Raw genomic sequence first — 23,300 nt, 5'->3', positions numbered from 1 at the left:
TCCGGGCAGTGGGGAGTCAGCGCCGGCGCGGCCGAACCACCGCCTGGTCGGCGGATGTTCCTGCCGGCCCCTTGCGGCCGAGTTGAGGCCAGAGGCCTGGAAGACCGATCACAACACCTTCGACATAATCGGTTAAGTAGAGCCATGGTTTCGTTGCCGCGGCTTTGGTGTCGCGGGTTGTCGTCGGGGGTTCGTCACCGGCATCCCAGAGCGGTGCCGGTCGTCGCACGGAACGCCGTGCCGTCGCCCCGGAGGGCGGCTTCGGCCCCGGCACGGAGGTACACGGAACTCCCCGGGTCGAGGCGGAGGATCTCGCCGGCGGAGGAGACGGTGACCTCGCCCTCGGTACAGAGAACGATCTGCGGGGCGTCGAGCGCGAGCGGCCGCGGCGGTTCCCCTCCTCGCAGGACGTACCTCGACAGGCGGAAGTCGTCCACCGGCGCCGGGTACACCTCCTCGCCGCCGATCTCACGGGGAGTCAGGACGCGCGTCGGCGGCGCACCGAAGCGGACGACCCCGGCGAGTTCGTCCGCGTCCACGTGTTTGGAGGTGAGCCCGCACCGCAGAACGTTGTCGGAGCTCGCCATGATCTCCACACCGAGCCCGGAGAGATACGCGTGGGGAACACCGGCTCCGAGGAACAGCGCTTCGCCCGGGGCCAGTTCGACGTAACGGAGCATGAGCGCGGACAGCAGGCCGGGGTCGCGCGGACAGGCACGCGCGATGCCCGCGTAGGCGTCGACGGCGGACACGCCGGAGCCGGTGGCCGCCGCGAGCGCCCGTGCGACGGCGTCGACCAGGCCCTCCGGTGGGCGGAGAAAGGCCCGGAACACCTCGGAGAGGGCCTGCGCCCCGGGGGCGGCGCGCAGGGCCTCGGAGTACGGCCGCAGCGAGGAAACCCTCAGGGAGTCGAGCAGGTCGGCGCAGCCCTCGGGGGCCCGGAATCCGCACAGCCCGCGGAACGGGGTGAGGGCGACGATCATCTCGGGCTTGTGCTGGTCGTCCCGATAGTTCCGGTGCGGCGCCTCCAGAGGCACTCCGAGGGCGTTCTCGCGCCGGAACCCGGCCTGGGCCTGGGCGAGGTCGGGGTGCACCTGCACGGAGAGCGGGGCGTCGGCGGCCAGCAGCTTGACCAGGAACGGGAGACGTGGGCCGAAGCGGCGCATCGTGGCCGCCCCGAGTTCGCCCTCCGGGTCCTCGGAGATGACCCGGTCCAGGGAGACCACGGCCTCACCCTTGCGGAGCCGGGACGGCGCCGCCGGATGCGCACCCATCCAGAGTTCCGCCTGGGGCACGCCGGTGGGCGGCACACCCATGAGTTCGGGCAGCAGGGTGAGGGAGCCCCAGTCGTAGGGCTGGACGGTGTTCTGAAGGAGATCCACGTTCTGTTCCCGAGGTGCGGATGGAGGGTCGGAGCGGGGAGACGCACCGACGCGACGCGGTGTACGGCTCCCCACGGCCGCGGGTGTACGGCGGGCAGGGTGAACGACGACGGTCCGGGCTCATCGACGGACCGGTGCCCGTCGGCGGCCCGGCAGGGTCACCTGAAGGCGGAGAAGGAGACATCGGCGTCGGCACGGAAGTCGACGCCGGATTCGTCATCGGCACCGGCACCGGCACCGGCACCGGCGGACGTCACGCGGGCGCCCGGCCCGTGGCGTACGCGCCGGCGCGGGACATCCCGGTCGCCGCGGCACCGGCCGCTGCCGCACCGATCAGCCCGGCGTCGAGCGCCAGGCCGGCGGGCACGACGGGGACGTCGCGCGTGAAGTCGAGGACCGCGTACGACTTCAGGTGGTGCCGCAGGGGCCCGAACAACATCTCGCCCGCCTGGGAGACACCGCCGCCGACCACGACGAGATCGAGCTCCACGAGCGCCGAGGTCGCCGCGATGGCGGCCGCGAGGGCGCGACCGGCCCGGTCGAACGCGGCAAGGGCCCTCGGGTCGCCCCCTCGGGCCGAGATCTCGACCTCCCGGGCGGTGGCAGGGCCGCCGCCCGGGGGTGTCCAGCCGGATTCCAGCGCGTGGGCGGCGATCGCCGTACCGCTGGCGTAGCGCTCGACGCAGCCGCGGGCTCCGCACGGGCATACGGGACCGTTCTGGTCCACGGTGATGTGCCCGATGTGCCCGGCGTTCCCGGTCGTCCCCGCGTGGACGGAGCCGCCGAGGACGAGACCGCCGCCCACGCCGGTCGACACGACCATGCAGAGGGCGTTGGCCACGCCCTTCGCCGCGCCGGTCCAATGTTCCGCCGCCGTCATGGCGACCGCGTCGCCGATGAGCGCCGGCTTCATGCCGCGAGGCACCGCAGGATGCTGCCGTACCTGCTCCACCAGCGGAAACGCACGCCAGGCCGGTAGGTTCACCGGGCTCACCGTGCCCGCGACGGTGTCCACGGGCCCGGCGCTCCCGATGCCGAGGCACGACAGTGAGGCCCATTCCGGGTACGCCGCCAGATCGTCCACGACCGAGGTCACCGCAGCCATCAGCACGCCGGCGGACTCACGCGCGGGCGTCGGCCGCTGCGACCGCACCACGACGCGCCCCTCGGCGTCGACGAGGGCCCCCGCGATCTTCGTACCCCCGATGTCCAGCGCTCCGTACACCCTGACGCCCAACCTCTCCAGAACCGGCCGATGTGCAAGGCACACTCTGCCTCCACTTTGACAACGTTGTCCAGAGGTCAACGGATCCGGTTAAGCAACTCTCGATGGAACCTGCGCCCCCTCACCCCGCCGTCACCCCTCCCAGGGGCCATTCCGTCGGCTCACTGACAGAGCTCACGCCGGCGGCGCGGTCTGACAGTCCTCGCGTGACGAACAGTCAGTTCTGTGGGCTCCGCAGACTCGTGAACGCGTAGGAAACGGGACCGGCCCTCGTGCGCTACGGGCAGTCGTAGCGGTGCGTGAAGGGACGCCCGGGGCCGACGTGGCACTCGAAGAAGTACACGCCGCCGAGGTCGCCCAGAACCAGGCCCGGACCCTCGGAAGGAGTGTGCTGCTCTTCGACGGGGGTCCAGGCACGCCGGGACACGGCGTCCGCCTCCGTGCTCTCCACGGTCAGCAGGTGTTCCATGCGATTCCCGCATCCGGCACACTGCGGCCACTTCGGATCCTGGCACCAGCCGGGGTATCCCACCAGCTTCGTCCCGGGCGCGGTGGAGAGGTGGCTCTGGTAGTCCCAGCCCGTCTCCTGGTCCAGGTCCAGGAATCGGAACTCCAACTCGCCCCACAGGTCGTCACGAAGATCCCAGTAGGGGTACTCCGTCACCAGCTCCGGATGCACCGCACAAGGACGTGGGACGTAGTTCTCCCACCGCTCAGCCGGGCGTGGCGGGGTCTCCAGCACCCTCCCGACCGACCCGGCCTCTCGCCATCGGACGTGCGGAACGATCCAACGACGGCCGCTGTGCTTCCTCGGGCACCAGAGAACCTGGAGCAGATCGCACCCTTCGGGAAACGGGACGATGCCTGGAACACCGCTGCGGTAGATCTGCACGACAGGCACCATCGGCGACCCTTGGTGCTCAGGGCACGACGGCCAGGCCTCATCGGCCGGCCACAGCAGCGGGCCCCCGACCGAGCTGTCTCGGCACGTCGGCTCACCCACACACGGGTGAAGCCGCACGGTCTCCTTCCGTAGGGGCGCCACCTCGGGAAACAGCCGCTCGACGTCCACCGGTCGTGGCGGTGTATGACGGGTCATGCAGGCAGGGTACGAGAGGAACGTCCGGGCCGTTTCTCGTGGATCACCTCTTGCGGTAATGGGCCGATGAGCTACTTCATGTACGACGCCATGGGCGGGACGGTCGACGGGCCCGATCCGGGCGTGAACGCCCGGCGGTCGGAGCCGGGTGGGCGGCCACCGCGAGAGCCACGCCTCTCGCGGTGGCGATCTGGTCGGCAGGTCAGCAGGATCCGGGATCACCGCCGTGATGCGGCGCCGGCTCAGCCACGACGGCCTCGAAGCAGAGCGAGTCGTGGCGGCGCCCGACTGCGACCACCAGCGGCACCGACGGCACCGACCGTCGGCTGCCGCCATCTCGGATCGGACGACCGCCTGATCCACCGGACCCCGCCCAGGCCGTCTTCCGGGTCCTGCCCGGCCCGCGCCGCCCGGCAAGATCCGGAGGAGACGACCTAATCGCCGGTCGGCTCCGCGATCGGCCAGGCGATCTCCAGGCGGTTGCCCGGGGCGTCCGGTGTCCCGGTCCACCGGCGGTAGACCATCCGGGCCGGGCCCGCGAAGGCGAAGCCGTGCTCGGTGATCCAGTTGGCGACGGCGTCGTACGCGCCGAGGATCTGCGGGAACCCGGCGGCCGCTCCCTCGACCTCCGTGCAGGCGAGGGTGCTCTCGGGCAGTTCGCGCACGATCATGTCCTCGGGCAGGTCCGTGGGCTGCGCGCCGTCCTCCCAGAACGGCAGGCACGCCTCGACGAGCGTCTCGTTCTCGTCGTCGCACACTCCGTGGAAGCGGACGAAGGCGGGCCCGGTGAAGGTGAGCGGGCCGCGACCGGCGACCTCGTACATCTCCTGGTAGGCACCGCGGAGGAAGGCATCGAGCCCGGAGTTGTCCAGGGTCGCGCCGCGGACGAGGATCCTTTCCGCGGCGCCTTGGCGGACGGTGACGTGGTGGGTCATCCCTGCTCCTTCGGTCAGTCGGCTCAACAGGCTGTGGACCAGAGAACGCTGCACCTCCAACCGCCTTTCGGCCGCCCGCAGATGCGCCTGCAGAGCGGCCACCAGCCCCTCCTCGCCGCCACTGCCGAGTAGCCGGCGCACCTCCTCCACCGGGATGTCCAATTGCCGCAGCGCCCTGATCGACTGCGCCGTACGCACCTGGCCACGCCGGAAGTACCGGTAGCCACTCACCGGATCGACGAAAGCCGGCACCAGCACACCGCTGGCGTCGTAGTGCCGAAGCGCGGTGACCGAGAGGCCGCTGGCCTGCGAGAACTGCCCGATCGGCAGTAGGTTTCTCCTGTCCACGGCATTGACTGTGCCGTCTCGCGTAACCCGAGAGTCAAGCCCCTCCCCGAATGACTGCTCCGCCGCCGTCGCCAAGGCGCGCCCGGGCCCGCCCTCGAGCGTGGAAGAGGCCCTGCGTCCCGTCCTCCTGAGTCCCTGAGGGACTCTTGACGGGTGCTTACAGTGCAGATGAACGATACGGCGGCGGCCCTGCTCGACGCATGGACAGGACTCGTACCGACACAGACCCCGCAGGGGCTGACAGCCGGTCTCCGCGATCTCACGGCCAACGGCATCACCCTCCACGGCGACGCCGTGGTGCTGACCGATACCGCCCGTCACCTGCGTGACACCGGCCCCGGAGACTTCGTCGACCTCACCGCGTGGGAGTGCAGTGTCAACAGCTTCCACCTCGAGGACTTCGTGCCCGTGACCGTCGAAGTCCTGGACGACGGGGAGCCCGTCATAGCCGAGGCCGATCAAGGACTCCTGCTGACCCAGGGCCTCGCGCTGGCCTTGCACATCTGCGATCTGGGCCGTTCCGTCGAACCGCCGCTCCGGATCCGATGCATCGTCAGCGCGGGTACCACCAACGGGACCTTCCGCTTCCACCGCATCCGGACCGGCCGGCAGCAACACCATCCGGACCTGGACAGGTACACGCTGGAGAAGATGATCGTCATCGACACGGGCTCGCCGAGTTCCTGAACCGACCCGCCGGCAGCAGCTCGTACGCGGTGCCGCGCCGTGTCGTGTCCTGTCGTGTGGTGCCGTGCCGTGCCGTGCCACCGAGCTTCCGGCACCCGTCCGCGCCACGGACGGCCCCCTCGCGTGCCCCGTCGGCAGGCCCGACTGAGGGCCGGGCCCTCGGCCCGGCCCTCAGTGGTAGGGGTTCGACGTCCGCCGGTCAGCGGTGCTTGCAGTCCCAGTGACCCTTCACCCAGTAGTGGTCCCAATGGGCGGGGACGTAGACCCACTTGTACTGGCGGTCGTGGCTCCAGTAGCCCTTGTGCCAGTCACCGTGCTTGTCGTGATGGCCGGGGTGCCACGTCTTGACGTGGACCCGCTTCTTCTCCCAGTGGCCCTTCACCCACTTCTTCTCCCAGTGCCCCTTCTTCCACTCGCACCGGTCGTGATGGTCACGGTGGTCACCGTTCACGACGGTCGAGACGGATGTGGGCGCGGGTGCCGCGGTGGCCGTGCCGGACATGCCGAACGCGGCGCCGCCGGCCAGCAGTCCCGCCGCTGCGGCACTTGCCACCAGACGGCGGGCGCGCATGGACGCGGTCATCGGACGCACCTCCCTCGATTGATCGACTTCCGTGGGCACGTCGAGTGACGCCGTGGGGTTCGAACGTCTGCCTCGTCGTGCGGGGTCATCAGTGATTCGGAGCCGGGTCGGCGGCGGATGAAGAAGCGCCGGAAATCATGTGGACCGGAGTCGCACGGCCCCGGGGCAGGGCATCACCTCCCACGTGGGCGCGGGCATCGGAGTCCGCGGGCCGGGGTCCTCCCGCCGTCGACCGGTCATCCGCGCCCGGGGCGGCTACGAATCCCTCACACAGGAAGTCCCGTCTCCAGGGAGCGGACATGACCATCACCGCATCACCCTCAGCCACCGCACCACCCTCGGCGTCCGGCGTGACGCCCCTTGCCCTGGCTCTGCCCTGGGGCCTGCGGAGTCCGGCCGTCGCCCGTCGCATCGCGGCCCGTTGGCTGGAAGCGGTCGACTGCGACCGAACGGCCGACGCCGTCCTGGTCGTGTCCGAACTCGTCACCAATGCCGTCCGCCACACCCGCGGCCCCTGCCTGCTGACTCTGACGGACGACGGCGAGTGCTTGGACATCGCGGTCACCGACCACAGCGAGGAGCTGCCCGACGTCCACCGGCCCGCGAGCGGGGATCAGCGAGGCGGTTTCGGTCTGGAGATCATGCGCCACGTCGGGGACTCCGTCAGGGTGGTCCCCCGCCTCGGCGGCAAGACCGTACATGTCGCACTGCTGGTCCGCACGCCGCCGCAGGACCGCCGGAGCCCGCCGTGACGGCCTCCGGCCCCGAGCGGGACTCACCCGGCTGGCGCGGCCACCCGGCACGACCCCGCGACAGACGGCAGAGTCGGACACGTCGGGTCACCCCGGGCGGGGCGACCCGGCGCCGCACGCCCGGGCGACCGGCCACCAGAGGCACGATGGGGGACGAACCATTGCCTCACGCACACGAACCGAACGACGAGCTCGACACGCTCCTGCTCCGGGCGGCGGACGGTGACCGGGACGCGTTCGCCGGCGTGTACGACGCGCTGGCCCAGCCGGTGACGGGCCTGGCCTGCCGGATCCTGCGGGACTCCGGCCAGGCCCAGGAGGTGACGCAGGACGTCATGATCGAGGTGTGGCGGACGGCGGACCGTTTCCGGCCCGATCTCGGATCGGCGAAGGCGTGGGTACTCACCCTCGCCCACCGGCGCGCCGTGGACCGGGTGCGTTCCGTGCAGGCGAGCAAGGACCGCGAGGTGCGGGCCGGGATGCTGTCGCCGGACAGGGACTTCGACCAGGTCGCCGAGACCGTCGAAGGCCTCGACGAGCGGCGCCGTGTCCACCGCTGCCTGGCAGCCCTCGCGCGCCTCCAGCGAGTGCCGCTCGTCCTCGCCTACTACCAGGGCATGACCTGCGCCGAGGTGGCGCGTTCCCTGTCCACCCCCGAAGGCACCGTGAAGTCCCGCATGCGCAAGGGCCTCGATCAGCTGCGCGCCTGTCTGGAGGCCGGATCATGACATCACCGGCAGATCCGCACCTCGATGCCGCGGCGTACGTCCTGCATGCTCTCCCGCCCGCGGAGGAAGCCGCCTTCGAGAACCATCTCGCCGGCTGCGAGGCATGCCGCGGGGACGTCGCCGGGTTCCGGAGGACCGTCACCCTTCTCGCCTCCGCCGAGACCGCCCCGGTGCCCGAGCAACTGCGTGCGAGCGTCATGGCTCAGGTGTCCCGCACTCCGCAGGACCGGGCTCGGCGCACCTCACCGCCCCGTGGCCGGTTCCTCGGCCGGTACGGCCTGCGTCTCGCCCTCGCCGCGAGCGTCGTGGCGGCGGCCGCTCTCGGCGCCGTCGCCGTCCGGCAGCACTCGGAGGCCGAGGACGCGCGTGCCCGGGCGGTCCAGGCCCAGGAACAGGCCCGCACCGCGGGCGAGGCGTTCGCGGACGTCCTCACCGCCCCCGACGCCACCGTGCACACGGAAGAGTTGACCGACGGGACCAGTGCGGCGGTCGTCGTCTCCCGCCAACAGGCTCGGGCCGTGTTCACCGCCCGCGACCTCCCGGCACTGCCCGGCGACAAGGTGTACGAACTCTGGTACGCGGCCGAGGCGGGCGGCCTGCGCCCCGCGGGTCTTCTGGACAGCACCGGCGACCGGGCGTCACGCGTCCTCGAAGGCCCCCTGGGCGACGCGGTCGCCGTCGGCATCACCGTCGAACCGGCGGGGGGCTCCGACCAGCCGACCACCGAACCGCTGGGCATCATCCCCATCGGCGCCTGAGCCGCGTGCCGCTCGACCGCGCACACCGGGTGACCCGGGCATGCCCGGACCCAGGACTTCTCGTCATACGTGGCCGGCGGTCACGGGGCGGTCGAAGGGAAGGGCCACGGATCCTGCGACGGGGGCGGGCTCCAGGTGGGAGAAGGAGCCGGCGGGGCGAAGGGGCCCGCACGGTTGTGCATGAGGAGGAGCATGACGATGGTGAGGACGCTGGTGGCGATGATCAGGACGAGACCGATCGGGTTGTCGGCGTTGTAGACGTAGCGGTTGGTGCCCCACTTGCTCTTCTTGAATACGGGCTCGTGATCGTTCATCGCAGGGGACTCCTTGTCCTGAGGGGCCGTACGTCGTCGGCCATGGGCTCGACGGTGAAGCTCCGTCGCAGGTGCCGACGGCGGCGGGGCTCACCGCGGCCTGTGCGGGCGAGTGCTCGGGCATTCCGTCGGCGAGCCCCGGAGCACCGACTGCTGAGCACCGGCCGCAGAGCGGTGCTGCGGAGCACGGGCTACGGAGGACCGGATCGCGTGCTCGGGAAAGCGACGCGGACGGCGAGGTGCACCATGGGCGGATGCCCCCGATCGGCAGGAAGAAGTCAGGTGTCGCTCGTTCGCCGATCAGGCTTCCCGGCGCTCCGTGACCGACCCTACGACGTCCGTCCACGGCTTCGGCAGGTCCTTGACGGGCACCTGTGACCCGGGCGGATTGCCGGAGCCCGGCAGCGATGCGGCGGCCGCCGCCCCCGGCCGGGCCGAGGAGCCTGTCAGGCGGGCCGGTTGGCCGGCGGCAGCTCGTACGGTCATGAGCACGAGGGCCGGAAGGCGTTGACCCGCCGGATACGAGGCGCCCGCCCGGTGCAACGTGCGAGGCTTCCCGGGCGGGCTCTGCCCCCATCGTCCTCCGCTGTGCCTCCGGGCGCACGCCGACGGTCCTTCGCGGTACGTGAACGACGGTGCGCCGCACCGAAGTACGGGAAGGAAAAGGCGTACCGACGACCGGTCGGCGCAGGGCGACTCAGATCTCCGCCCACACCGTCTTCCCGTCGTCGGCGTAACGCACGCCCCAGTTCTTCGCGACGGAGGCGCAGATGAGCAGTCCGCGGCCGCCTTCGTCGACCGCTCTGGCGTGCCGGAGATGCGGGGCGGCCGCGCCGGCATCACTGACCTCGCAGATGAGCCCGGCCGAATCCGCGATGAGCCGGAGCGTGATCGGGGCCGCGCCGTAGCGGATCGCGTTGGTGACGAGTTCGCTGGCGACCAGTGACGCCGTGAACGGATCGGCGGGGTGCCCCCACTGCCGGAGACGTGTCTCGACGTGGCTCCGTGCGGTGGCCACCTCCGAGAAGTCGAAGGGAATGGTCCACTGGGCCAGTTCGCTCGGCGGCAGATGGCGCGTGCGGGCGACCAGCAGGACCCGGTCGGGGGCCAGGAGCCGGTCCACGTCGTCCGCCATCGTCTCCGGGGTGCGTTCGGGATGGACGAGGGCGTTGACGACGGCTGCCGTCGACGGGCCGTCGTCGACGGATGCCGCCGCGGAAGCCATGCAGAGGATGCTTCCTTCGGGCAGGAAGTGCGTGGAGCAGGCGAAGGGCGGTCCCTCGGCCCCGAGCAGGGGGCCGTCGTCGACCGGCTCCGTGTCGACCGTCCCGTCGGGGTGGACGACGACGAACAGTGAACGGCCGGCACGTGCGATGTCGAGCCGCCCCCCGACCGGGTCGTGGACGGCGATCGTGCAGCTCGCGGTCGGGACGCCCGCATCGGACGGATCGTCCTGTTCGCCGGCCAGCCGGAGGGTGGTGGCGTGGAGCCGGGCGAGCAGTTCGTGCGGGTCGAGATCGAGGGTGGTCAGACTGTTGACGGCGGTGCGCAGCCGGCTCATGGTGGCGACGGCACTCAGCCCCGCGTGCTCGACATCGCCCACGACGAGCGCCACGCGTGCCCCCGGAAGCGGGATGACGTCGAACCAGGAGCCGGCGCCGCGGCCGCCGGACCGGTGCCGCTGGGCGACTTCGACGGCCCTCTGTGTGACCTGCTCCTGGCGCAGCGGCCAGCTCTGCAGCGCCGTCATCACGATGTGCTCCCGGGTGAACCTCAGGGCGTTCTCCAGGCAGGTCACCGTACGGGCGGCCATGCCGTCGACGAGATCGAGGTCTTCGGCCCCGTACGGCTCGGCCCCCGCCACGCGGTGGAAGGCGACGGCGCCGAAGACCTGGCCGCGAATGGCCAGCGGCGCCGCGACCCCGGTACCGGCGAATCGGCCTTCGGTGGCCGAGGTGAGCAGGAAGGCCTTCGCCGACAGGTCGTCTCCGAACAGGCCGGGCAGCAGGATGGCCCCTGCCTCCGGAACGGGCAGATAGCCGCCCGCGCTCCCGGCCGCCGCGCAGCGCAGGAGCGGAACGGTGGCCTGTGTCTGGAGGGCGGGTTCCTTGCCCCGCAGAACGGCGTCGGTGAGAGCGACGACGGCCCAGTCCGCGAAGCTCGGCACCGTCACGTCGACGAGTTCCCGGGCCGTGCGCTCCACGTCGAGGCTGGAGCCGATCCGTTCGCGGGCGCTGTGCAGCAGCCGAAGCCGGGCCTGTGCGCGTTCGCGTTCGGTCACGTCCGTACTCGTGACGACCACGCCGAGTACCTGCCCCGCGTGATCCTGGAGGCGGTGGGCGGAGACCGAGAAGACCCGCCTGCTGCGGGGGTCGGCAGGAGGAAGGCTCGTGACGAGTCGTTCGATCACCGGGCGTCCCGTGGCGAGGACCTCGCGCAGTACGTTCTCGTCGACACGGACCCCGGCCGGGGCGTACGCCTCCGCCGCCGGCATCCCGACGACGCGCTCCGCGTGGAGGCTGAGCAGGCCGATGGTGGCGGCGTTCACACGGACGACGCGCAGCTCCGTGTCCAGGACGTGGAGTCCCACGTCGGACTGCGCGAAGACGGCTTCGAGGATGGCCTCGTCCCACACTTCCCGACGGGCGTACTCCGCGTCGGGGGCGACCGTTTCCGCTCGGCCGAGGTGCCCAGGACTGTCGCGGCTCCCCGGTTCGCGGGGCACTTCGGGGTGTCCGTCCACCCGTCCCTCCACCCGTCGAAGCCTGCCGACACCTGTACCGGTCCGGACCGCGGCCGATCGAAGCGCCCCTCCGGACGCATCGCCCGGACGGACCGCTCGACCCGCGCGCCGCTCCCGGTGGTGACCCGGCGTACGTGGGCCACACCTCTTCCTCTCCGAGGTGCCACTGGCGGGCGACCCGACGCGACCCTGCCCCCGAGCCTCGCGCGGGGCGGGCGCCCCGAGCGAGCCGGAAAGGACCGTTCGAGTGATGCGGGGCGGCCGGCAGAAGCCTTTCGACGCGGGAGGAGGCGAGGCATCGGCGGAATCTGAAGTCCAGCAGCTGTGCCGGCCTGGGAAGCCGTCCGGCGCTCCCGCGCCCGGTCCGATGTCAGTTCCGGGTGGCAGGCTCCGTCCCCATGAACAGACAGGACTTCTGGCAGCTCATCGAGGCGGCCCGCAATCAGGCGTCTCACCCGGACGACAGCTCGGCGGTCGCCCGCGAGGCGACCTTGCTGCTGTCCTCCCGGCCGGTCGAGGAGATCGTCGCCGCTGATCAGGCACTGTGGGACCTGATGGTTGATTCCTACACCAATCCTCTCTGGGCCGCTGCCTACATCGCCAACGGCGGTTGCTCCGACGACGGCTTCGACTACTTCCGCGGTTGGCTGATCGCTCAGGGCCGTGACGTCTTCGAGCACGCCGTCGCCGACCCCGATGCCCTGGCAGCGCTGCCCGTCGTTCAGGCCTCCGCGGCCGGAGGCGTCGACCTGGAGGGTGAGGACATGCTGGTCATCACCTGGGACGCGCACGTCCTGGCGACCGGTGATCAACTCCCCGCGAATCCACCCACCATCCGCTACCCGGAGCTGGACCCCACCTGGAACTTCGGTTTCGACGACCACGAGGAAATGGCGCGCCGACTGCCCCGCTTGGCGGCTCTCTATCGGGAGTAGGCGGAAGCTCGGAGCCATGAGGGGAGGTCACACAACGGAGAAGAGGCTCCCGAAGCCCCGACGTCACTGCCCGTCAGGCCGTGGACGCGCCCGTGGATCCGTTCCTGACCCGGTGCTCCTCGGAGGGCAGCGAGTCCCATTCGGTGTGCGCGCCGTCACGCGGCACCATGAACAGCGGGCGCGAGCGGAGTACCCGTCCGACCAGTTGGCCTCGGACGAGGACGCCGGGGTCATCCGGTCCCGCGTAGCCCTCGGGCGTGTAGCGAAAGTGGACGTCCATCGCCTCGGCGTGGGCGATCACATCGCTTTCCAGCTCCGAAAGGTCTCTCCCGACCAGCGGGATGCCGTCGAACGCGACCTGGGGGCCCTGTTCGGCGTCGGCGGCGACGCAGAAGAGGCCCACGGCCTGGCAGGCGTAGGCCGTGACAGCGGGCCGAGCGGAGGCCACCCCGCGACGGTGGACCTCGACCTTCCACGTCGGAGAGAAGAGCGCGTGGTCCCGTGCGCAGTCGCCGACCTCCGTGCGGCCGAGCAGCTCGGCCGCCTCGATCACTTCGTCGACGGTCATACCGAACCGGAGCGGTCCCACGCCGACCGTCGGCGCATAGGACCACTCGTCCCGTTCGGCGACTCCGAAGTCGGCTTCGCTCTCCCCCACCACCGTCGCTCCTCCGACCACATCCGCGTACGTGTCGCCCCTCATCATGCCGCCCGGCGGAACCGGGGCTCGTCGGACACCGCACACGGGCTCTCGCGTACGACGGAGCGAGCCACGGCCGGGTCAGCCGCAGTCGTACGTGAAGGTCGCGGCCGACGAGTGGGGGCTGGGTGAGGTGATCACGAGTCGCGCCACGGCCCGGTGTGTTCCGGGTCCGTGGAAGGTCCACAGGAGACGCAGACTCGCTTCCTTCTGTCCGCGGGCCAGCTTCTCGTGGAGGACCCCGGAACGGGTTCCGTCGCTGCGTTCCCAGCGGTACGTGAGGGTGCCCGGCCGCCCGTCCGTGCGTACCAGGCCCACCACGTTCGCCGTGCCGTCACAGCCCAGCCTCTGCCCCGGGGCGCTGACGGTGACGTCCCGCACCGCGACGCCGGGCCCGTACTGCCGCCACGCGAGGAAGATCAGGACGGCGACCAGGACGATCGCGGCGAACGCGTAGCGCCACGGACGTCGGGAGCGGGCGGGCAGTGGCGCGGGGACGCCGGGGAGCGTGCCGTGCCAGATCTCGACCATCGTGGGGCCGTTCTCGGCCCGCCGGAGGGCCGCCGCGGTCACGCCCGGCCCGAACCGCAGCACTTCGCCTTCCACCCGGTCGGGTGTCGCCTCCGGCGTCGGGTGCTCGAACCAGTGGCTGCCGAGCTCGGTGGCGCTGTAGTCGTCGTCGTTCATGAGATCGTGCACCGCCGGATGAAGATCTGCTGCAGGGAACCGCCGTTCGAGGCGGCGGGGTGGGTGGTCGCGCGCAGCCCCCAGTAGCATCCGGCGCCCCGGACGTCGTGGGCGAGCGTGAGGGTGTACCGGGTGGCTCCCTCGCGCCGGTAGGTCTCGGAGCCGTCGGGCGCGCCCGGCGCTCCCTTCTCGTCCCCGGTGAACCACTCGACGGTGATCGTCACCGGCCCCGTTCCGTCCGTCGTGACCTCGACGGTGCCCGCGGCGGAGGTCGGCCCCGTCTGGCGCAGGCTCGTGACGGAGACCGCGGTCACGGCGACGGGGGGCGGAGCGGAAGTCGTGGTCGGGGACGTGACGGTCGGGGTGGGCGGGGACGTGGGCGCGGTGGGCGACGGCGAGCCGGACGTGGCCGTCGGGGAGGAGGTCACGGTCGGCGCCGTCGTCGAGTCGTCGGTGGTGGGTTCGTCTGAGGGGGTGCTCGGGGTGGAGGTGGGTGTCGGGGTCGTCGCCGTCGGGGAGGGGCCCGGGGACGACGGCGACACCGTCGGCGACGGCGGTGCCGTGGTGGGCCCGGGCGGCGACGTGCCAGGGCCGGTGCTCGTCGTCGCGAAGGCCTGCGCGGCCTTGTCGTCCTCCGCCTCCTCTCCCCCGGCCCGGGCGGCGAGGGCGAGCAGCAGTGCCAGGACGAGCGCGGCCGCACCAGCCGGCAGGCCGCGCGGGAGACGCCGCCGGGGGCGCGGCGGCGGAGGCGGCAGCGTGGTGGTGGCGAGCGCGGTCGTTCCCTCCGACACCCCTCCGCCGGAGGAGGGGAAGAGCAGGGGCAGGAGTGCGGCCAGGGCCGCCAGGCGTCCCCGGCCGCGCTCCTCCCAGTCCGGCCCGTAGGCGGCCGTGGCGACCGCTTCGAGTTCGGTCACGAACGCGGCCGCGTTCTCCGGCCGTTCCTGCGGTGACTTGGCGAGACCTCGCCGGATCAGGGGTCGCAGCGGCTCCGGTGCCTGATCGTCGGGGACCGGTGTGCCCAGGTGGTGCAGGGCGAGCTCCGCGAAGTTGTCGCCGGAGAACGGCTTTCGGCCGGTCAGACACTCGAAGAAGGTCGCGGTCGCCGCGTAGACGTCGGCCGCCGGTGTGGCGGGAGCACCGTTCCACTGCTCGGGCGCCATGTAGGCGGGCGTGCCGGCGACACCCGGTGTGGCGCCCCGGCCGGCCGCGATGCCGAAGTCGACGAGCTTGGACGATCCGTCGGCGGCGACCAGGACGTTCTCGGGCTTGTAGTCGCGGTGCACGACGCCCGCACGATGAGCGGCGGCGAGGCCCAGGAGCGATCCCTTGAGCACGACGAGGGCGGCCTCGGGGCCCGTCGATCCCTCCCGCGCGATGAGGGCGCGCAACGCGACGCCGTCGACGAGTTCCATCACGATGGCCGCGCCTCGCGGCGCCTCGACGTACTCGTAGAACCCGACGACGTGCGGACTGTCCAGGGTCCCGAGCAGCCGGGCCTCGGACCGGAAGCCCCGCACGAACGCCTCGTCCGAAGTGAACCGCTCGCTCAGGTACTTCACGGCGACCGGCATTCCGGTCTCCTGGTGCGTGGCGAGCACCACGCGTCCGCTGCCGCCGGCACCGAGCTCCCGAACTTCGGCGTACCCCGGCACCACCCATGCGCCCATCTCTGTCCCCCTCGACGCCGTGGCCGGCATTCCCCTCACAGGGACAGATTCTGGCCACGCCCGGTTCCCCGGGGAAGAGGGGAACCGGGCCCGCCGCTGCACCCGGCGCACGGAAGGGGCCCGTGGGAAGCCGGGGCTCCGATGGTCGTACGAACCGCCCGTGAACAGACCGGGACGAAGCCCGGAGCCGGCGCCGAGGCGACCGGGTCCCGCTCGGGGGCGGCCGATGGCCCACACCGGCCGGCCACGAGCGGAGTGCCCGTGCCGCGGCGGCCGTGACCGCCGCGGAACGGGCACCGCTCAGCCGGTGCCCGGGCCCCGCGTCACACGGTGCAGACGCGGGCCCGCCGGCTCGCGGACCAGGTCCGGAGTCCGGGCCAGGAGCATGTCCGCGAGGTGGCCCCGGACCACGACCGTGTCCGGGAAGCGGGGGACCTCCTCACCGTCGTACAGCACCGACGAGTCCCAGTCCTCCGGGTCCGTCACCCCGTGCCGGTCCACGATCACCGCGCGCGTCGGCACCGGCAGGCGCGTGGTCGCCGCGACGACCGCCGACTCGACGCGATGTGCCTCGTCCGCCGACAGACCGTCCAGCCACAGAGTCTGGATCTCGCAGCCCAGCGGCTCGTACACGAAGGCGTCCAGGACGTTGGTGTCGGCCGAGAACCACCAGTTCATCGTGACCGACGCGATGCGGCGGCCGAGGAGGATCCTCAGCTCGTCCCGCCCGATCGGCACGTCCTCGCCCTCCACGTCGACGACGACCGCCTCGCCCAGCGCCGGGTGCGGGAGGTGCATCCCGTACTCCGCGAAGAGCTGTGCCTGCTCCTCGAAGACCGAGGTGGCCGCCGACTCCCGGTACCAGCGGATGTAGCCGTCACTCATCAGTCACAGCTCGGCAGTGTGAAGATGTGCACATTCTCGTCTCCAAAGGCCTTCTTGGCCTGCTTGATCGCCGATTCCGGGGTGTTGTCGGCCAGATAGTAGATGGCCTTGACCCCCGCTTCGTCGGCGGCGTATTTGTTGATCTTCAGAGCCTTGCCGAACTTGGACGGGTCCTTCGCCTTGGCGCCACCGCCGACGTAGATGTACTCGCCGTTCGGACCGATGACGTCCAGTCCGCTCGAACCGACGTTGGGCATGACGATCTTGATGTCCTGGCCCTTGTCGTCCTTGGCGACCGTTCCGCCGACCAGCTTGGCGATGAACTCCTCCCGCTTGAGGCCGATGCCGCCCGAGTCGTGGCCGCCACCCGCCGCCGCCGCGAAGGCCCGGTGGGCGCCCGTGCCGGAGAACGCGGCGAAGGACGCACCACGTGCCACCGGAGCGCTCTTCGGCTTCTTCTTCGTGCACGCCGGGAGCTTCTTGTACGTGGAGTCGATGATCTCGTCGGCCTTGTCGATCACCTTCTTCGCCTTGGCCGACTTGTCGAGGAACTCCTTGATGCCCCAGATGGCCTTGCCGATCCTGGGCAGCTTGCTCGCGATCTTCACGGCCTTGAGCACCGGGAAGTTCTGCACGATCGCCCAGATGCACGTGACGAGGTCCGGGTCGTCGATGCACTCCATGATGTCCTCGGCGGCGAGCTCCACGAGGATCTCGGCGCCGTTCTCCATCAGGTAGTCGAGGATGCCCATCTCGGCGAGTTGACGGGCCGCCTCGTACTGCTCGGGCGTGATGCCCGCCGCTTCGAGGGCCAGACGTTCGCCGTCCTCCGGGTCGAGCGGACCGCCCTCGCTCTTCTCCTTGTTCTTCGCGGCCTCGGCGCGTTCCTTGCGCTCCTGTTCGCGCTGGTACTCCTCGGCGCGCTTGGCGGCCTCGTCGGCCTCCTTGGCGTAGGTGCCGGCGTTCTTCGCGGCCTCCTCGGCGGACTTGGCGTGGTCCTCGGCGGAGTTGGCGAGCTCGGCGGCGTCGGACGCGTCCTTCTCCGCCTGGGTGGCCGCGCCCCGGGCGATGCCCGCCTCCTTCTCGGCGAGGGCGGCGGCGCTGTTGGCGGCGGCGGCGTGGTTCTCCGCCTCCGTGGCGGCGCCGCGGGCGCGTTCGGCCTCCCCTTCGGCCCGGGTGGCGGCGTTGCGCGCGGCGGCGGCGTCGGCGAATGCCTCGTTGGCGGCCTGGCCGGCGACCTTCGCGTCGGCCTGGGCCTGTACGTCCGCCTGGTTGGCGCGCGCGGCAGCCGCGCGTGCCTTGGCGCCGTCCTCGGCGGCTGCCGCCGCCGACTTCATCGCGGAGGCCGAGGAGCGGGCCGCGTCCGCGGAGGAGCGCGCCGCCGCTGCGGCGGCCGTGAAGGCGGGGCCGACCTGCGCGTTGGCCTTCTTCGCCGCGGCTTCGGCGGCTTCGGCGGCCTTGACCGCCTCCGCGGCCCGTGCCTCGGCCTTGGTGACCTCGGACTGGCCGAGTTCCACCGCGGCCTTGGCGACCTCGGCCGCGAAGTCCGCGCTCACCTCCGTACCGACGAACGGCGCGGTGATGAGGAGCGCGGTGTTCGCCGGGTCGGCGATACCGGCCGCGGTGCCGCGGGCAGAGGTGGCGGCCTGGACGGCGATCCCCGACTGCACACGGGCCATGGCGGCCTCGCGTACGGCGCCGTCGGCTTCCTCCCGGGTGCGGTTGGCGGCCTGGAGGGACTGGTTGGCCTCCGTCGCGGCCAGACCGGCCAGCCGTGACGCCTCGTGCGCGGCGATGCCGGCCCGCGCCTCCTGGGCGGTGGCCTCGGACGCCTGGGCGTTCGCCCGGTTGGCGGCGGCCCGGGTCAGGGCAGCCTCGGACTCGGCCTTGTTCGCGGCCGCGTTCGCCGCGTAGGCGGCTGCTTCCGCCTTGTTCGCGGCCGCGTTGGCGCGCGCCGCGTGCGCGGTGGCCTCGGACGCCGCGGCGCGTGCGCGGGAGGCCGCGCCGGCGGCTTCGATGGCCGCCTGGCGCGAACGGGTCGCGGCACCGGACGCCGCGTCGGCGGCGCTACGGGCCTGGCCCGCCGCGCTCCTGGCCTCGTTGGCGGCGCCTCGTGCCTCGGTGGCCGCGGTCCGTGCCTCCTCCGCGTACTCCGTACCCTTCACCTTGGCCGCGTGGGCCTCGGTGGCACGCGCCCGCGAGTCCTCCGCACGGTGCAGCCGTTCCGCCTCCGCGGCCTTGTCGCGCGCGGTACGCGCCTTGCTCTCCTCACCGCGCGCGTCCTCGTCGGCCCGGGACGCGATCCCTTCCCGGGTCTGCGCGGTGGCACGCTTCTCGGCGGCGATCGCCGCCGCGGCCTGCGCATCGGCACGCCGTGCGGACGCCTCGCGCTGCTCGGCCTCCGCACGGGCCCGCGCCGCGGCGGCCCGGTCACGCTCCTGCTCCGCCCGAACCCGTGCGGCGGCCGCCAGCTCCCGTTCCTTCTCGGCGATCGCCCGCTGCTCGGCCGCGATCCTCGCCTGCCGCTGCGCTTCGATCCGCGCGTCACGGGTCTTCTGGGCGTGCGCCCACGCCTGCTTCTCCGCCTGCTCGGCCTCGACGCGCGCCTGGCGCGACTTCGCCGCCGCGTCCGTCGCGATCCTGGCCTGCTGCGCGGCGGCCGCCGCGAGACGCGCCGCCGCGGCGGCGTGCTGCTGGGCGTTCGCACGCCACTTGGTGGCCTGCTGCGCATGCAGCTCCGCCTGGTTCTGCGCGTTGAGGCCCGCCGCGTCGGCCGCCGTGGCGTCCACCGCGTGCTGCGCCGTCTCCGCGGCCTTCACCGCGGCGTCCGCGGCGCCCGCGATGCCGGTGGCGATGTCCGACCACTGCACGCCGTGGGTGAGCCCGGTCTCGACCAGGACATCCGCCTGGACCTTGGCGAGGCCCGCCGCGACCTGCGCGGCTTTCGCGGCGCCCTTGGCGTTGTCGACCTGCCGGGCGATCTCCGCCTTGACCGGGCCGTAGTCCGAGACCCGCTTGCCCGCCTTGTCGGCGGCCAGCATCCGGTCGGCGAGACGCGACTGCGAGGCAGCCGCGCTCATCGCGTTCGACGCCTCCTTCAAGCCCTTGACGGCGGACCCGTGCGCGGTGATCAGCTTGGTGCGGGCCACAGCGGCGCGCGCCGTGTTCTCGGCGAGCTTCCGCAGCCGCGCCGCCTCGGCCAGTGCCTCCTGCTGTGCCTTCTCGTGCGCGGCCTGATCCGCGGAGTCCTTCCGCGCCGCGACGAGGTAGCCCTGGGCGAGGAACTCCGCGACGGCCTTGTCGTCGCCCGCGGCGAGCGCCTGCCGCGCGGCGGCCTTCACGGCCGGGCCGCCGACCGCGGCGAGCATCTCCACGCGCTTGCGGTTCTCCGCCGCGCGCTCCTTCTCGTTCTGCTCCGTCGCGGCATCCCGCTGGCGGGCGATCTCCGCGCCGAACGCCAGGAAGTCCGCGCGGTCACGGGCGGTGCCCTTCAGAACCCGTTCGACCTCTGCGTTGAAGAACGGCCCACCCGTGCCGCGCAGCGGCTCGATCTTCTGCCGGTTCGCCACGTCCGTGGCGCCCTGCCTGTCCTTGGCGCGCTGGCGGGCCTCGGCCTCGCCGCGCTCCAGGAATTCACGGATCGCATTCGGGTCCGTGCTCTCCAGCGCGGCCCGAGCGGCCGCGCGGACCTCTTCCTCCTCGTCGAACTCCGCGAAGTCCTCGACGAGTTGCCGGTCCGAAGCCGCGCTCATCGCCTCAAGACGCGTCGGCGCCCGGCGAGGGGCCTCGGACGGCGGGGCCTCACCCAGGGCGGACAGCAGCCGCGCCAGGTCCGTTTTCTGCGGCTGCCTCTCCTCGGCGGCCGCCTGCGTCGTCATCCCACCCAGCAGCGCCGCGGCGAGCGTCGCCGACACCACCTTGCCGAGAGCACCGGACACACGGCCCCGCGCTCTGCGCTGTCCGGCCCTGGGCCGGAACCTACCTATCACTGGATTTCCCTCTCGGTGATCGGAAAAAGCCCCCCGCCCACGCTTTACGGGCAGGGGGTCGAACCGCGGGTACGCGGAAGCCGGCCGCCGGTCGAACCGGGGGTACGCGGAGGCCGACTGTCGGTCGCACCGCGGATACGCGGAAGCCGGCGGCCGGTCGAACCGGTGGTACGCGAAGCCGGCGTCGCGCCTGCGGGGACGTACGGGGAACCGGCCGGAACATGCCGGGGACCGGCGGGGACGGCACGCCGACCCCGCCGACATCAGCCCATCGGGCGGGCCGAGGAGGCCGGCCATCGATGCGGTCCCCGAGCATCGCTCCTTGCGGGGGTCCGCGGAGGTCAGCCCTTGAACCGGGCCGCGAACATCGGCCCTTCGGCCCAGCCCCGGACATCGGCCCCTTCAGCCGGCCAGCGGCATCTGTCCCTCAGCCGGTCCCCGGACATCAGCCCTCGAGACGGGCCGCGCTCGCGCGGGCCCGGTCGGCCATGCCCTGCCAGAACAGGGCCGCCTCGCCGGCCTGCGCCTGCTCCTGTTCCCACTCCGCCGCGCGGGCCCGAGCCGGGGCGACGATGTGCTTCCACAGCTCCCCACCGCTGCCCTCGGCCAACGCCGTGACGCCCCGCCAGTTCTCCGCCTGCACACGGGCGGACTCCTGCTGCGCCAGCCAGGCCAGGCGCGCCGCGTCCGCGTGCCCGGCCACGGCCTGCCACGCCAGCAAGGCATCGGCCCGCGCCTTCTCCTTGTCGGCCGCGGTCTCCACGGTCCGCTCGACGGCGGCGGCCCGGTCCACGAGACTGGACAGCACATGGTGGCGTCGCACCTCCGCGTCCGCCGTGTTCAGCCGGTACGCCTCCATGTCGAGCATCGCGGCGTTGGCCCAGCCGTACCCGAAGAACTCCGTGACGTCGGCGTCCGCGGACCCGGGGCGCAGCGCCCACTGGGCGGCCGTCCGCACGTGCTCGCCCGGGGCCTCGGTGGCGAGGGCCAGGACGAACGCCCGGTCCTTGGCGGCGATTTCGAGGCGGTGCTGCGCATCGGCCTCGCGCACGGACCGGTCGCGCAGCTCGGCCGCCGCGTAGCCGGTCTTCACGAAGGCGGCACGGTCGGCGTCGCTGCCCTTGAGCGCGCGCTCGGCGGCCGCTCGTACCTCGGGGGAGAAACTCACCGGATGGGTCCGTACGACCCGCTCACAGAACGCCCTGTTGCGTGAGCGCGTATCGCGGATGCGCTGCTTGGCGGCGTCGTAGCCGCCGCCCGGGGCCAGCCATTCGGCGACGGCCGCGTCACCACGTGTGCTGCGCAGGGCGTTCCACGCCGATGTGCGGATCTCCGCGGGCAGCGCGGACTTCGCCAGTCGTTCCACGCGCGCCCTCGCCTCGGCCGCGGCCTCGGCCGCGATGTCGGACGCAATGTCGGACGCGTGGTCGGCCGGTGGCGCCGCGGGAGTCCCGAGCGCCGCTTCCGGGGCGCCGCCGTCGGCCCGGGCGGGGGCCGCGCCCGCGAGGAGTCCGCCCGCCAGAGCGGCGGCGACCACCGTGTGGGCGGCCCAGCCATGAAGCCTCACGCCGTCACCGGCCCGGCCTGGACGGTCCGCCGCCGTTGTGCGTGGACCGGGGGTGTGACGAACCGGCCGGCGTCAGGGGTGCCGGGGGCGGCTTGGGTGGTGCGGTGCATCGGGGATCGGGTTCCTCTCGGCGTGGGGCGCGCGGGGCGCGGCAGCAGGGAGCGCGCGGGGCGCGAAAAGGGGGAGGCGCGGAGGGCGCCTCAGGACGTGACCGTCTCCATGGACCAGCGGGCCGCGGCCACACCACCGCAGGCACCGATGTAGGTCGGGGCGCCTTCGTTCGGGCTCACGCTCGCCACGGTGGCGCAGAATTCGAGCTGCTCCACGAGGCGCAGTTCGAAGCGTGGGCTGCCCTCCGCGGGCCGGGTGCTCACGAGCTTCCACTGCTGGGACTTGTCGTCGGTGCACCACTGCTGGCCCGTCTTCCAGTCCGCGGCCGCGCTGGAGGTGAGGCACCGCCCGCTCTGTCTGCCCTGGAGGACGAAGGTGGAGTCGCCGACCGGCAGCAGCTTGAAGACCTGGTTGTCGGCGCCCGGAGCGCACGTCGACTGCACGGCCCTTGCACCGTTGGCCAGACTGCCGTTGGCGACGGTCAGGCACTTGCCACTGTGCTCGGCGGCGAAGCGGACGTACTCGGGTGCTCCGGCGGTACGCAGGGACCGCGCGGCGACCGTTTGAGCGTTCGCGGCGGCCCTGGCGGCCGCCGCGGCCTTGGCGGCCGGGGTGTCGGGGACGACCCGCTGCGCCGGTGTCGGCGGATCCGCGGTGTCCGCCTGGGCGGCGTGGGCGGTGACGGTGCTTACGACGAGCGCGGTGACGCCGGCGCCGACGGCGAGCGCGGCACGGACTCTCTGCGAGATCACTGGTTCGGTTCCGTTTCGTTGGAGCATGGGTTGACTGCCGGAAGGGGCGCCGCGCGGCGCACCGGGGCCGGTCCGGCGCGCCGAGCGGACGGTTCACGCCGGATCGGCCACGGCGTGGGTGAGGGCTGTCCGACCCGGTGCGGGTCGCGACAGCGGACCCCGGCCCGCACCGCGCGGCGGGCCGTCGCGGTCCGTGTGCTGCGCGGGTGGGGCCGGGGGTGTTCGACCGAGGCCGAGCCGCCGCCGGTGGGACCGGGGGTGTTCGACCGAGCCAGAGCCTCGCGAGGCGACCCCGCACGCCGCGTCCCCTCACCTCGCAGGGCGATCCGTGTACGGGCTCCGGGCGGCGGGAGCGTCCTAGGGCGTGTCCGCAATGTCAGTTGGGGAGCCATAGTCGCAGGCAGGCGATGGTGACCAGGGCTTTGTAGTGGCGGGCTCGTTTGTCGTAGCGGG

19 protein-coding genes are annotated in these 23,300 nt (G+C 72.4%); 5 read left to right on the top strand and 14 right to left on the bottom strand.

Annotation, left to right across the window (positions count from 1 at the left end; genetic code table 11):
- Positions 1–194: 194 nt before the first annotated feature.
- From manA to IE311_RS31095, 4 genes are all read right to left on the bottom strand, one after another.
- The gene (gene manA, locus IE311_RS31110) at positions 195–1,382 is read right to left on the bottom strand and encodes a mannose-6-phosphate isomerase, class I (protein ID WP_189835197.1); all 1,188 of its coding nucleotides are present in this window, start codon (positions 1,380–1,382) and stop codon (positions 195–197) included.
- 253 nt (positions 1,383–1,635) lie between these two features.
- Complete coding sequence (locus IE311_RS31105; RefSeq protein ID WP_229902274.1) at positions 1,636–2,607, bottom strand: ROK family protein; 972 nt, start codon at positions 2,605–2,607, stop codon at positions 1,636–1,638.
- Positions 2,608–2,884: 277 nt separating this feature from the next.
- The gene (locus IE311_RS36950; protein ID WP_229902273.1) at positions 2,885–3,271 is read right to left on the bottom strand and encodes a hypothetical protein; all 387 of its coding nucleotides are present in this window, start codon (positions 3,269–3,271) and stop codon (positions 2,885–2,887) included.
- 869 nt (positions 3,272–4,140) lie between these two features.
- Positions 4,141–4,989, bottom strand: coding sequence for a MerR family transcriptional regulator (locus IE311_RS31095; RefSeq protein WP_189835194.1), 849 nt, complete (start codon positions 4,987–4,989; stop codon positions 4,141–4,143).
- Positions 4,990–5,157: 168 nt separating this feature from the next.
- On the opposite strand from IE311_RS31095, the gene IE311_RS31090 reads away from it, so the two are divergent.
- Positions 5,158–5,676 carry a hypothetical protein gene (locus IE311_RS31090; protein ID WP_189835193.1) on the top strand — a complete coding sequence of 173 codons (519 nt, stop codon included), beginning with the start codon at positions 5,158–5,160 and terminating at the stop codon, positions 5,674–5,676.
- 199 nt (positions 5,677–5,875) lie between these two features.
- On the opposite strand, the gene IE311_RS31085 is transcribed toward IE311_RS31090, so the two are convergent.
- Positions 5,876–6,259 (bottom strand): hypothetical protein, encoded by a 384-nt coding sequence (locus tag IE311_RS31085; RefSeq protein ID WP_189835192.1) that lies wholly within the window; start codon positions 6,257–6,259, stop codon positions 5,876–5,878.
- A gap of 299 nt (positions 6,260–6,558) precedes the next feature.
- Between IE311_RS31085 and IE311_RS31080 the strand changes: the two genes are divergently transcribed.
- The 3 genes from IE311_RS31080 (at position 6,559) to IE311_RS31070 (ending at position 8,497) form a co-directional block, all read left to right on the top strand.
- Positions 6,559–7,011 carry an ATP-binding protein gene (locus tag IE311_RS31080; RefSeq protein ID WP_189835191.1) on the top strand — a complete coding sequence of 151 codons (453 nt, stop codon included), beginning with the start codon at positions 6,559–6,561 and terminating at the stop codon, positions 7,009–7,011.
- Between the two features lie 146 nt (positions 7,012–7,157).
- Positions 7,158–7,739, top strand: a complete 582-nt coding sequence (sigK, locus tag IE311_RS31075) for an ECF RNA polymerase sigma factor SigK (protein ID WP_189835190.1) — start codon at positions 7,158–7,160, stop codon at positions 7,737–7,739.
- On the top strand, positions 7,736–8,497 hold the full coding sequence (locus IE311_RS31070; protein WP_189835189.1) for an anti-sigma factor: 762 nt from the start codon (positions 7,736–7,738) through the stop codon (positions 8,495–8,497). Before sigK ends, IE311_RS31070 begins: the two co-directional genes overlap by 4 nt.
- 80 nt (positions 8,498–8,577) lie before the next feature.
- On the opposite strand, the gene IE311_RS31065 is transcribed toward IE311_RS31070, so the two are convergent.
- On the bottom strand, positions 8,578–8,811 hold the full coding sequence (locus tag IE311_RS31065) for a hypothetical protein (protein WP_189835188.1): 234 nt from the start codon (positions 8,809–8,811) through the stop codon (positions 8,578–8,580).
- A gap of 697 nt (positions 8,812–9,508) precedes the next feature.
- Positions 9,509–11,554 carry a SpoIIE family protein phosphatase gene (locus IE311_RS31060; RefSeq protein ID WP_189835187.1) on the bottom strand — a complete coding sequence of 682 codons (2,046 nt, stop codon included), beginning with the start codon at positions 11,552–11,554 and terminating at the stop codon, positions 9,509–9,511.
- Positions 11,555–11,952: 398 nt separating this feature from the next.
- On the opposite strand from IE311_RS31060, the gene IE311_RS31055 reads away from it, so the two are divergent.
- The gene (locus IE311_RS31055) at positions 11,953–12,489 is read left to right on the top strand and encodes a DUF4240 domain-containing protein (RefSeq protein WP_189835186.1); all 537 of its coding nucleotides are present in this window, start codon (positions 11,953–11,955) and stop codon (positions 12,487–12,489) included.
- 73 nt (positions 12,490–12,562) lie between these two features.
- On the opposite strand, the gene IE311_RS31050 is transcribed toward IE311_RS31055, so the two are convergent.
- The 7 genes from IE311_RS31050 to IE311_RS31020 all read right to left on the bottom strand — a co-directional run bounded on the left by IE311_RS31050 (position 12,563) and on the right by IE311_RS31020 (position 22,847).
- Positions 12,563–13,147, bottom strand: a complete 585-nt coding sequence (locus IE311_RS31050) for a hypothetical protein (RefSeq protein WP_189835185.1) — start codon at positions 13,145–13,147, stop codon at positions 12,563–12,565.
- A gap of 123 nt (positions 13,148–13,270) precedes the next feature.
- Entirely contained in the window at positions 13,271–13,876 is a 606-nt protein-coding gene (locus IE311_RS31045) for a hypothetical protein (RefSeq protein ID WP_189835184.1), read from the bottom strand.
- Positions 13,873–15,543 carry a serine/threonine-protein kinase gene (locus IE311_RS31040; RefSeq protein ID WP_189835183.1) on the bottom strand — a complete coding sequence of 557 codons (1,671 nt, stop codon included), beginning with the start codon at positions 15,541–15,543 and terminating at the stop codon, positions 13,873–13,875. Before IE311_RS31040 ends, IE311_RS31045 begins: the two co-directional genes overlap by 4 nt.
- Positions 15,544–15,843: 300 nt before the next feature.
- Entirely contained in the window at positions 15,844–16,428 is a 585-nt protein-coding gene (locus IE311_RS31035) for a hypothetical protein (protein WP_189835182.1), read from the bottom strand.
- On the bottom strand, positions 16,428–20,366 hold the full coding sequence (locus IE311_RS31030) for a hypothetical protein (RefSeq protein ID WP_229902271.1): 3,939 nt from the start codon (positions 20,364–20,366) through the stop codon (positions 16,428–16,430). The genes IE311_RS31035 and IE311_RS31030 overlap by 1 nt, the downstream gene beginning before the upstream one ends.
- Before the next feature lie 496 nt (positions 20,367–20,862).
- Positions 20,863–21,984, bottom strand: coding sequence for an ALF repeat-containing protein (locus IE311_RS31025; protein ID WP_189835180.1), 1,122 nt, complete (start codon positions 21,982–21,984; stop codon positions 20,863–20,865).
- Between the two features lie 200 nt (positions 21,985–22,184).
- Complete coding sequence (locus IE311_RS31020; protein WP_189835179.1) at positions 22,185–22,847, bottom strand: RICIN domain-containing protein; 663 nt, start codon at positions 22,845–22,847, stop codon at positions 22,185–22,187.
- Positions 22,848–23,300 lie beyond the last annotated feature (453 nt).

The organism is Streptomyces zaomyceticus, assembly GCF_014656215.1.
GTDB lineage: Bacteria > Actinomycetota > Actinomycetes > Streptomycetales > Streptomycetaceae > Streptomyces > Streptomyces zaomyceticus.
Note: the sequence above shows the minus strand (reverse complement) of the source record. Positions and strands in the feature narration are given on the sequence as shown.

Coding starts and splice junctions, on each gene's coding strand:
- IE311_RS31090 (WP_189835193.1), top strand. CDS start 5,158: ATGAACGATACGGCGGCGGCCCTGCTCGACGCATGGACAGGACTCGTA.
- IE311_RS31085 (WP_189835192.1), bottom strand. CDS start 6,259: ATGACCGCGTCCATGCGCGCCCGCCGTCTGGTGGCAAGTGCCGCAGCG.
- IE311_RS31080 (WP_189835191.1), top strand. CDS start 6,559: ATGACCATCACCGCATCACCCTCAGCCACCGCACCACCCTCGGCGTCC.
- sigK (WP_189835190.1), top strand. CDS start 7,158: ATGGGGGACGAACCATTGCCTCACGCACACGAACCGAACGACGAGCTC.
- IE311_RS31070 (WP_189835189.1), top strand. CDS start 7,736: ATGACATCACCGGCAGATCCGCACCTCGATGCCGCGGCGTACGTCCTG.
- IE311_RS31065 (WP_189835188.1), bottom strand. CDS start 8,811: ATGAACGATCACGAGCCCGTATTCAAGAAGAGCAAGTGGGGCACCAAC.
- IE311_RS31055 (WP_189835186.1), top strand. CDS start 11,953: ATGAACAGACAGGACTTCTGGCAGCTCATCGAGGCGGCCCGCAATCAG.
- IE311_RS31045 (WP_189835184.1), bottom strand. CDS start 13,876: ATGAACGACGACGACTACAGCGCCACCGAGCTCGGCAGCCACTGGTTC.
- IE311_RS31040 (WP_189835183.1), bottom strand. CDS start 15,543: ATGGGCGCATGGGTGGTGCCGGGGTACGCCGAAGTTCGGGAGCTCGGT.
- IE311_RS31035 (WP_189835182.1), bottom strand. CDS start 16,428: ATGAGTGACGGCTACATCCGCTGGTACCGGGAGTCGGCGGCCACCTCG.